The organism is Thiocapsa sp. (genome assembly GCF_035467215.1).
Classification (GTDB): domain Bacteria; phylum Pseudomonadota; class Gammaproteobacteria; order Chromatiales; family Chromatiaceae; genus Thiocapsa.
This window is the reverse complement of the sequence record NZ_DATITZ010000025.1, coordinates 1-9413: the sequence shown is the minus strand read 5'-3', so window position 1 is coordinate 9413 and position 9413 is coordinate 1. Positions and strand designations below refer to the sequence as shown.

The window sequence follows — 9413 nt, the reverse complement described above, 5'->3', positions numbered from 1 at the left end:
CGGCTTCGCGTTCCTCAGGCTCCTCGCACTCATCCACCTGCCGACACTGCGCCACCGAGGTGATCAGTGCGGGAAAGCCGCGAGCATTCCGCGCGAAATAATTCGGGAATCGGCCGGTGAAATAAAGTGAGCGACAACACGCGCCAGTGGTTCGGGTCGGGATCCAGCCGCCAGCGGTCGACCTCTTGGCGCACGCCGTTGATGATGGCGGTATGGGCGTAACGCTGGTCCTCCGTGCTCAGGCCCTTCCCCTCGTCGAACAGGATCTCGCTCTGCTTGTGCACGCCCTTCTGCTTCTTCGGCTTGGGGATGGGCGTGACGAACTGGGCGTTGCGCCGAGTCTCGATGATCTTTTGGGTTGGCTGACCCGTGTCGTCAAGCTCCCAATGGCACGTTGGATAGTCGTAGGGCGAGTTGAGGATCGGCCGATCGAAGAAGGGGCTGCCCACGGTGCTCGTCCTGGCTGGCGGGAAGCCTGCAAGGCTAGAGCATCCGGACCGATACGACAAACCGGATGCTTTTCGTGTATTCGGCGTCTCGTCGACGTCGATTCCGTTGCCTTCGAAGCGGGCGTCGCGAAGTTCGGAAATGATTCGGAAACGTTGCCGAGCGCCCAACAAAAAAGGCATGCGTTTCCGCATGCCTTTGTTTTGATTGGCGTCCCCACGGGGGTTCGAACCCCGGTTACCGCCGTGAAAGGGCGGTGTCCTAGGCCACTAGACGATGGGGACGGTGACCGTTTTCGAAGATCCGACTGTGATCATGCTGTCGGAGCTTTTTGATTGATTGGTGGAGCCAGGCGGGATCGAACCGCCGACCTCAACACTGCCAGTGTTGCGCTCTCCCAGCTGAGCTATGGCCCCGATGTCGTCGAGACGCGGAATATTACCGGCGGACTTTTCGTTTGTCTAGACCGGTTTTCATGCTTTGTTGCGGGCGGCGCGACCCAATATGCTGTGCATCTCGTTGCGAGCCCGCTCGCGGGCTTGTGCAGGGCGCGCCGCCGGTGCATGGTAAGCGCGCTTTCGAACCTACCCTCAAGGAGCCTAGATCTATGATGCGGATCTTATTGTTTCTCGCGACCAACGCGGCGATTCTCGTCGTCATCAGCGTCGTCTTCCGGTTGCTAGGGATTGACGGTCTGCTGCTCGAGAGCGGCGGACTCGACATGAATGCGCTCCTGATCATGTCGGCCATCATCGGCTTCAGCGGATCGCTGATCTCGCTGTTCATGTCGAAGATGATGGCCAAGCGCGGGATGGGCGTACAGATCATCGAGCAGCCGTCGACCCCGTTCGAGCGCTGGCTGATGGAGACAGTCGCGCGCCAGTCGCAAGCGGCCGGCATCAAGATGCCGGAGGTCGGCATCTTCGACTCGCCCGAGCCCAACGCCTTCGCGACCGGCTGGAATCGCAACGATGCCTTGGTGGCAGTGAGCACCGGGCTCCTGCAGCACATGACCAAGGATGAGGTCGAGGCGGTCGTGGGCCACGAGATTAGTCACGTTGCAAACGGCGACATGGTCACGCTTGCCTTGATCCAGGGTGTGGTCAATACCTTCGTAGTCTTCCTGGCGCGAATCATCGGTCACACGGTCGACCGCGTGGTCTTCAAGAACGAAGAGGGCCACGGTATCGCCTATTTCGTCGTCTCGATCGTGGCCGAGATCCTGCTTTCCTTCCTGGCCAGCATGATCGTGATGTGGTTCTCGCGTTATCGCGAGTTTCGGGCCGACGAGGGCGGGGCGCGCCTGAGCAGCCGCACCCAGATGGCGAATGCGCTGCGTGCCTTGCAGCGTGTTCATCAACCGCAGGATCTTCCCGCCGGGGAGTTCGCGGCCTTCGGCATCTCGGGGAATATCGGCGAAGGTCTGAAGGCGCTGTTCTCCAGCCATCCGCCTTTGGAGAAGCGGATCGCGGCCCTCGAGCAGGCGCGCGACTGATCCCGGGGCGTCGACGCGCCGAGTCGAGGGCGTCGTCGCCGACCTCGGCATCGTATTCGGCCCGATCGAGCGCCCGGCGTGAGCCGGGCGCTCTTTGATCGTCTTGGCTGGAGCGTACTCTCTTGCCGCGTTGAAGCATCGTTGCATCGATCGCTACCGCTCGCTGATGCGGATGATCCGGCGCCGCGAACCGCGTCCGCCGCGGTCCAGGGCCGGTTCGAGGAGATGAGGATGAAAGCATTCAAGATCAAAATGTTGCCGATCGCGATCTGGTGTCTCGCCATTGCCGGAGCGGTACCGGCCGTCGCGACGGCGGCGGTCGAGCGCTATGTGATCGACACCGATGGCGGACATGCGTTCGTGCAGTTTCGCGTCAAACATCTCGCCTACAGCTGGCTCTATGGGCGTTTCAACGACTTTTCGGGAACCTTCACCTACGACACCGATGACACGAGCAACTCCGCGGTCGAGCTGATCATCAACACGGCGAGTCTGGATTCGAATCACGCCGAGCGCGACAAACATCTGCGCGGCGAGGATTTCCTCGAGGTCGACCGATTTCCGCAGGCGTCTTTCAAGTCGACGGCCTACAAGGAAACGGGCTTCAACACTTCGGTGCTCGAAGGCGAGCTGACCCTGAAAGGGATCACCAAGCCGGTGCGGATCGAGGTGCAGCGCATCGGCAACGGGCCTGATCCCTGGGGCGGATATCGCCGCGGGTTCCAGGGCTCGACCAGCTTCGCGCTCAAAGACTTCGGGATCGACTACGATTTGGGGCCGGCCGCCCGAAACGTGGAGATGATTCTGTCCATCGAAGGGGTTCGGCAGTAGTGTGCAGGCGTTATGATTCCGTCATTCGCAACACCCTCACGGGGGCGCAGCAGCGGCACGCCGATATCATCCACGACGCGCGGTTGACGGCGCCTTAGAGTTCTTCGTTCGTTCCTACGGCGACGGGAGGCTCGGATCAGGCGAGCAGGCCGGGGACATCTCGGTCCAAGGCGTCGATCAGGTCGTCCAGGTTGTTCAGATCGTAATCCGGCGGCGGCATGCCTTCGACCCAGGGACGACCCGGGGCAAACCGGCCGGTGCGCACGAGTGCGGTCCACATGCCGAGCCTCTCGGCACCTGCGATGTCCGTGTCCGGACGATCGCCGACCATCATGCATTCGGCCGCCGTGCAGCCGAGGATTTCCAGCGACATCTCGTAGAGCAGGGGCTCGGGTTTGCCGACGAAGGTGGGTGTGACACCGGTTGCGGCGGCGAAAGGTGCAACGAGGGCGCCGCCGCCGGGCAGCACAAGATGATGGCCGTCGCGGATCCCGTCGACGGCGGTGTCCGGATTGGTGGCGACCAGACGGGCGCCACGGCTCAGGATGAGATTGATGCCGACGGTGAGCTGCTCGAAGTCGAGCCCCGGTCCCTCGCCCACGACGACCACGTCGGCGCGCTCGGCGTCCGGCGTTCCGACCGAGCTTAGGGCCGCATCCAAACCGCCGGCTCCGACGGCGAAATAACCGAACCCGGGTCGAACGTGGCTCAGCCAGCGCGCCGTGGCCAAGGCCGAGGTGATGATCCGCTCCGGCTCCGGTCGCGGCAGCCCCATTGACGTGAAGCTCTCCGCGACCTGCTCGGGCGTGCGGATCGGGTTATTGGTGACGTAGGCGTGCGGTGTCGTTTTCAGGCGGTCGAGCAGCCGCCGCGCGCCCGGCAGGGGACGGTCTCCATGGAAGAGGAGACCGTCCATGTCGAGGAGCAAGGCGAGGGGACGGGGGCGTTTCATTCAGTCGGCAAGATCGCGGGCGAGCGAGTCACGGACCTCCGGGGTCGCCTCGACCTGATAGCCGTACTCCGGGTGATCGGTCCCGAGCGCGAGCTTGGCGCCCTGTTTCATCGCCGCGACCATGGGTGGCGTCAGCTCGAAACGCAAGAAATGCACGGCCGATGTCTTGGTCGCGTCCTCGCGTTCCATGTCCTCGTCGGCGATCGCATAGGTCCGATCGAAATCGCCGACCTGGACCCATACCCGATCCTCGATCCCGCGAAGGCGCGTCAGGGCATCGCGCCGCTCCTCGACGTCCTCGTATTCGATCATGAAGGTCGCCTTCCAATTGCTCCCGTCCGGGACCATCGGGTTGTAGGCGTCGAGCTCGTCCTGAATCCCCGCCGACTCGAAGATGCGCTCGGCGCGCAGCATCTCTTGGATCTGATACTGCATGGTTAGGCGATCCTCGAAATAGAGCGTGGCATGGGCGCCGATCGCCACCTGCCGATGTTTCTTGTGGGCCATCACGCGGGCCCGGAAATCACCGCGAACCTCCGCGTACTTCTCGAGGCTGTAAAGGTCGTCTCGTGTCAGATGCATCGTTGTCTCCAAACCGATCGATAGGTTTCATGAGCCCGGCCGAAGCGCGTTCGGGGCGGTTTTCGGACTCGTCGAGTCGGGTTCGATCCCGTTGGCCGTCAGAACAGGGGAAGAAGACGACTGCAAGTCGTCGATCCCGGGCCGTCGCCGCTTTGCGAGGATCTCGGGCGAGGATCTCGGGCTTTGCCCTTGATCGCCCGAATGAGCAAGACCCTTTCCTATCCTGAACCGCGACACCGCCGACGCCGCATGGTCTACGAAGACCGATCCGATAAGCGGGGTTTCAGTGTCCCGCCGGGCGCGGTTCAGATTCCGTAAGCCATCCGCAACAGGCTCAACGGATGCTGCTGCTCGCCGTCCTTGCCGAGTGCATGCGCGATGTGGGCGCCGGCCATCGGGCAGTCGCTACCGAAGTGATCCGGTGCCGCCTTCTCCACGCGGCCTGCAACCGGGCGCACGATCTTCATCGCGGAGGCGTAATACTCCTTCTTCACCGCGTAGGTGCCGTCGTGGCCCGAGCAACGCTCGATGATCTCCACTGTCGTGTCGGGCACGACTGCCAGGACCTCACGGGTCTTCTGCCCGATGTTTTGGACCCGCTGATGACAGGACGCCTGATAGATGACGTTGCCCAGCGGCTTCTTGAAATCCGTGTTGAGCTTGCCGTGCTTGTGACGGAGCATCAGGTACTCGAAGGGGTCGAAGATGCGCGCCTTGACCGCCTGAACGTCCGGATCTTCCGGGAACATCAGGGGCAATTCCTGCTTAAACATCAGCACGCACGACGGGATCATCGCGACGATGTCCCAACCCTCGTCGACCAGACGCTTGAGCACCGGGATGTTGGCGTCCTTGGCCGCCTTGACGGCGTCCAGGTCGCCGAGCTCGAGCTTGGGCATGCCGCAGCATTGCTCCTTCTCGGGGAGCGTGACCGGGATGCCCGAGTGCTCGAAGACCGCGATCAGGTCGGCGTTCACGCCCGGCTCGTTGTAGTTGCCGTAACAGGTGGTGAAGAGCGCGACCTTGCCGCTGGTCGGGCCGGCCGGCTCGCCGACGGCGGAGCGTCCGATGCGCGCCTTCTCGCTCTTGCGCAGTGTGTCGCTGACGTAGGGCGGAACACGCGCGTCCTTGTGGACGCCGAGCACGGCCTCGAGCGCCTGTCGTCCGACCGAATTGGCGTTGACCGCGTTGACCAGTCCGTTGACGACCGGGATGCCGGCGAGCGAGCCGACCGTGTCCGTGCTCGTGAGGATGCGGTCGCGCATCTTCACGTTCCCTTGACGATATTTCACGGCCTTGGCGCGGAGCATGAGGTGCGGGAAGTCCAGGTTCCACTCGTGCGGCGGCACGTAGGGACACTTGGTCATGTAGCACAAATCGCAGAGATAACAGTGGTCGACCACCTTCCAGTAGTCGTCCTTGGCCACACCGTCGACCTCCATCGATTCGGACTCATCCACCAGATCGAATAGGGTCGGGAAGGATTGGCAGAGGCTGACGCAGCGGCGACAGCCGTGACAGATGTCGAAGACGCGCTCCAGCTCCTTGTCGAGCGAAGCCTGGTCGTAGAAATCATCACTTTGCCAGTCGAGCGGGTGACGGGTCGGGGCTTCGAGACTTCCCTCCCGGCTGATTGACGTCGCCATGCGTTGACCTCCCCTGATTCGGTAGTATCCGTCGTCCGAGCGCGTCGAGGCCGCCTCGTTCACCTCGGGCGCCGAGTCGATCGCTTCTCGTGCGCGGGACGGGCGCGGGATCTCGATAAGCCGATCCGGCCGAGGGCTGCGGCCCTCTTCAGCTCTCCGAGGTCCTCGATACCGGGCACCTGCGGGATACACCCTGCTTTTCGAAGAACCCACCTGCGCCCGATACAACTGTAGACGGGCCGGTGTCGGCGTACCAATCGATAGGGCGAATCGGAATCATCGTCGAGACGAACCACTTCAGGACCGTCCGGCGACTCGGGGGTGCCTGATTTGCGGCGTGGGATCCCCCGTCAACCGAGCCCGGCGTCGGCGTTGGTGGACTGCGCTGCGCTTGTCCGGCTTACAATCTTGCGGCAGCCGGAGCGCCCTCCGGATCGGTTACAGCAGCTTCTCGATCGCCTTGACGATCTTGCGATCATCCGGCTTGGTGAAGCTGACATAATGGTCCACGAGCTTGCCGTCGCGATCGATCAGGTACTTGTAGAAGTTCCACTTCGGGTAGGGAGCGCCGGCAACGGCCAGTCGCTCGAAGAGCGGGGACGCCGCGCCTTTCTTGACGCTGACCTTCTCGAACATCGGAAAGTCGACCGAGTAGGTCAAGCGACAGAACTTCTCGATCGCCTCCTCGTTCCCCGGCTCCTGGTTCGCGAAGTCGTTGGAGGGGAAACCCAGCACGACGAGCCCTTGGTCCTTGTATTTCGCGTAGAGGGATTCGAGTCCCTCGTACTGCGAGGTGAAGCCGCACTTGCTGGCGGTGTTGACGATCAGAACCACCTTGCCCTGATAGGCTTCGCAGAGGTTGACGACCTCCTGTCCCGCGAGTCGACGCACCTCGACATCGAGCAAGGGCGAGCAGGGTGGGGTGGCGGCGCTTGCTGTGGTGCTCATGACGGCGATTCCTAATGCGAATAATGTGGTCTTCATGTTCGGGGGAATTCTCTTCGGCCTCGGTCAAGACTCGTCCTCCGCGAGGTAATGCACAAAATGCCGAATACAATCCCGTCCTCGGCGGGGAGTCGACACGTCGCCTCCCCGCCGAGGACGGGAGATGTCCGATGACGATGATTTGAAAACGGGTGGTGGGCACCAAACTGCGAGCATTATCGCGGGATGTCGTCGCGAGCGTCGTTCAGGCCTCGCCGACATCGTCCGTGAGACCACGACGTCGGGATTTTTAGGATCAACGAGGAGCAGGATCGGTTATGAGCGACTGGGTGAAAGCGAAGGTGACGGGCAAGCATGCCTGGACGGACGGACTCTACAGCATGCAGTTCGAAGGTCCGGTTGCCGACTTCAAGGCGGGGCAGTACATCAAGGTCGCCCTGGATATCGAGGGCGATCGCGTGGGACGACCCTATTCGCTGGTGAATCCGCCGCAGGAACGTCCCGTCGAGATCTATTTCAACGAGGTCCCGGAAGGCCCCTTGACGCCGCGTCTGTCCGACCTGAATCCCGGCGACGAGGTCTGGCTTTCGGAGAAACCGGGCGGGATCTTTACGCTCGACACGGTCGAGCCGGCGGAGACGCTCTGGTTGCTCGCAACCGGCACCGCGCTCGGCGTCTACCTCTCGATCCTCCGCTCCCCGGAGCCTTGGGACCTGTTTCAGCGCGTCGTTCTGGTTCACGGGGTACGACAGGCCACCGACCTGACCTACGGCGAGACCCTTGCCGCAATCGCCGAGCGCCGTGGCGAGCGGTTCAAGTTCGTGCCGGCGGTCAGTCGTGCGACAGTCCCGGGTGCATTGTCCGGCCGGATCACCGACCTGCTCACGAGCGGCAGCTTAGAGGCCCATGTCGGCGCGGCCATCGACCACCACAGCAGCCACGTGATGCTCTGCGGGAACTCGGCCATGATCAAGGACGTAAAGGTGATCCTCGAAGAGCGGGGTCTGGCACGTCACAAGCGGCATGCGCCCGGTCAGTACACGACGGAGCAGTACCATTAAACCGCGCCCGGTGCGGTATGTGATGTTTTTGGATGGGATCGGCCCCGGCAGACTTGTCGACCGTTTGAGTTGGCGCAGTTTAAGATATTAAAAAATATATCATTTTAAACTACGTCTCCGCTAAGGGTTGTGGATGTACTAAACGCCGAGCTCACTCGAAAATGAGCAGCTTGCTCTGGACGCGGTTTAGCCTTGGGCGATCCGGAATTGGGAGATCGTAACCGATGGCTTCGACGAGCCGAACGCCGATGGATACCTCTGCAACCACGCTCGACACGCTCGTCCGACTCTCGGCGGAGGTGACCGCCCGTTCGTCACGGCGCGACAAGATCGGCCTGATCGCGGACCTGATCGGTCGGCTGGATCGGGAGGAGACCGCGCTTGCCGCGAGCTATCTCGCCGGTGAGATCCCGCAAGGTCGTGTCGGAGTCGGACCGTCTCAGGTGGACGCACTCCGCGGTCTGGCGCCGGTCGATCGCGGGCGCTTGACCCTCGGTGACCTGGATCGGACATTCGACGCCCTGCTCGCCGTCAAGGGAGCCGGCGTACAGGCACAGCGTCGGGCGCTGCTGCAGGGGTTGTTCGAGCAGGCCACCCGCGGGGAACAGGGATTTCTTGCCCGACTGATGCTCGGCGAGCTACGGCAAGGGGCCGTCGAGGGCTTGGTGATGGAGGCGGTCGCGCAAGCGGCCGGCTTGGATCCCGGCCTCGTTCGGCGCGCCCTCATGCTGAGCGGCGATCCGGCGCGGGTGACGCGCACGGCCTTCGACACCGGGGCCGCGGGGCTGCGCGCGATCGGTCTCGAGTTGTTTCGCCCGATCCTGCCGATGCTCGCCCAACCGGCGGAGGATCTCGACGACGCGCTCGCCCGACTCGCGGCGCCCGCTCTCGAGTTCAAGCTCGACGGCGCGCGAGTTCAGGTCCATAAGCGCGGCGAGGAGGTGCGGGTCTACAGCCGTCAGGGCCATGAGGTGACCGCGGCGGTGCCCGAGATCCCCGAGCTGATCGCGCCCCTTCCCGTCGTGGATCTGGTTCTCGACGGCGAGGTGCTGGCGCTGCGGGCGGATGGGCGGCCGCATCCCTTCCAGACCAGCATGCGCCGTTTCGGTCGGCGGCTCGACGTCGCGCGTCTGCGTGCCGAGCTGCCGCTGAGCGCCTTCTTCTTCGATTGCGTTCAATGCGACGGGACACTTCTGATCGATGCGCCGGCGCGGGAGCGTTTCGGCGCTCTCGCCGAGGTGGTTCCGGATCGAGCACTCATCCCGCGGCGGCAACCGAGCGATGCGGCCGAAGCCCGCGCCTTCCTGGATCGGGCACTCGCAGCCGGTCACGAGGGGATCATGGCCAAGGACCCGGCGGCGCCCTATGCGGCCGGATCGCGCGGTCGGCAGTGGCTCAAGATCAAGCCGACGCAGACGCTTGATCTGGTGATCCTGGCGGCGGAATGGGGCAGC

Annotated in this window: 8 protein-coding genes, 2 tRNA genes and 1 pseudogene; 4 read left to right on the top strand and 7 right to left on the bottom strand. The window is 63.3% G+C overall.

The annotated features are described in order from the left end of the window. Positions 1 to 137 precede the first annotated feature (137 nt). From VLR48_RS20160 to VLR48_RS01325, 3 genes and pseudogenes are all read right to left on the bottom strand, one after another. A pseudogene (locus VLR48_RS20160) lies at positions 138 to 449 on the bottom strand (restriction endonuclease); the annotation flags it as partial. 206 nt (positions 450 to 655) lie between these two features. Next, a tRNA-Glu gene (locus tag VLR48_RS01330) sits at positions 656 to 731 on the bottom strand. A gap of 56 nt (positions 732 to 787) precedes the next feature. Continuing rightward, positions 788 to 863, bottom strand: a tRNA-Ala gene (locus VLR48_RS01325). A 191-nt stretch (positions 864 to 1054) separates the two neighbouring features. On the opposite strand from VLR48_RS01325, the gene htpX reads away from it, so the two are divergent. Further along, positions 1055 to 1942, top strand: a complete 888-nt coding sequence (htpX, locus tag VLR48_RS01320; RefSeq protein WP_325290051.1) for a protease HtpX — start codon at positions 1055 to 1057, stop codon at positions 1940 to 1942. Between the two features lie 231 nt (positions 1943 to 2173). Then, the gene (locus tag VLR48_RS01315; protein WP_325290050.1) at positions 2174 to 2773 is read left to right on the top strand and encodes a YceI family protein; all 600 of its coding nucleotides are present in this window, start codon (positions 2174 to 2176) and stop codon (positions 2771 to 2773) included. Between the two features lie 136 nt (positions 2774 to 2909). Here VLR48_RS01315 and VLR48_RS01310 read toward each other — a convergent pair whose 3' ends face one another. The 4 genes from VLR48_RS01310 to VLR48_RS01295 form a co-directional block, all read right to left on the bottom strand. Next, entirely contained in the window at positions 2910 to 3725 is an 816-nt protein-coding gene (locus tag VLR48_RS01310) for an HAD-IIA family hydrolase (protein WP_325290049.1), read from the bottom strand. Beyond that, positions 3726 to 4307, bottom strand: coding sequence for a DUF3501 family protein (locus tag VLR48_RS01305; RefSeq protein WP_325290048.1), 582 nt, complete (start codon positions 4305 to 4307; stop codon positions 3726 to 3728). Between the two features lie 305 nt (positions 4308 to 4612). Next, complete coding sequence (locus VLR48_RS01300; protein ID WP_325290047.1) at positions 4613 to 5953, bottom strand: heterodisulfide reductase-related iron-sulfur binding cluster; 1341 nt, start codon at positions 5951 to 5953, stop codon at positions 4613 to 4615. A gap of 438 nt (positions 5954 to 6391) precedes the next feature. Beyond that, a complete protein-coding gene (locus VLR48_RS01295) occupies positions 6392 to 6901 on the bottom strand; it encodes a glutathione peroxidase (protein ID WP_325290046.1) in 510 nt (169 codons plus the stop codon). A gap of 314 nt (positions 6902 to 7215) precedes the next feature. Between VLR48_RS01295 and VLR48_RS01290 the strand changes: the two genes are divergently transcribed. Together VLR48_RS01290 and VLR48_RS01285 are read left to right on the top strand one after the other, a co-directional pair. Beyond that, positions 7216 to 7959, top strand: coding sequence for a ferredoxin--NADP reductase (locus VLR48_RS01290; RefSeq protein ID WP_325290045.1), 744 nt, complete (start codon positions 7216 to 7218; stop codon positions 7957 to 7959). Between the two features lie 248 nt (positions 7960 to 8207). Continuing rightward, positions 8208 to 9413: ATP-dependent DNA ligase (locus VLR48_RS01285; RefSeq protein ID WP_325290044.1), on the top strand; the 1206-nt coding region annotated here is incomplete at its 3' end.

What these genes read in the sequence shown, in the direction of transcription:
- htpX (WP_325290051.1), top strand. Translation starts at nt 1,055, where the DNA reads ATGATGCGGATCTTATTGTTTCTCGCGACCAACGCGGCGATTCTCGTC.
- VLR48_RS01315 (WP_325290050.1), top strand. Translation starts at nt 2,174, where the DNA reads ATGAAAGCATTCAAGATCAAAATGTTGCCGATCGCGATCTGGTGTCTC.
- VLR48_RS01310 (WP_325290049.1), bottom strand. Translation starts at nt 3,725, where the DNA reads ATGAAACGCCCCCGTCCCCTCGCCTTGCTCCTCGACATGGACGGTCTC.
- VLR48_RS01305 (WP_325290048.1), bottom strand. Translation starts at nt 4,307, where the DNA reads ATGCATCTGACACGAGACGACCTTTACAGCCTCGAGAAGTACGCGGAG.
- VLR48_RS01300 (WP_325290047.1), bottom strand. Translation starts at nt 5,953, where the DNA reads ATGGCGACGTCAATCAGCCGGGAGGGAAGTCTCGAAGCCCCGACCCGT.
- VLR48_RS01295 (WP_325290046.1), bottom strand. Translation starts at nt 6,901, where the DNA reads ATGAGCACCACAGCAAGCGCCGCCACCCCACCCTGCTCGCCCTTGCTC.
- VLR48_RS01290 (WP_325290045.1), top strand. Translation starts at nt 7,216, where the DNA reads ATGAGCGACTGGGTGAAAGCGAAGGTGACGGGCAAGCATGCCTGGACG.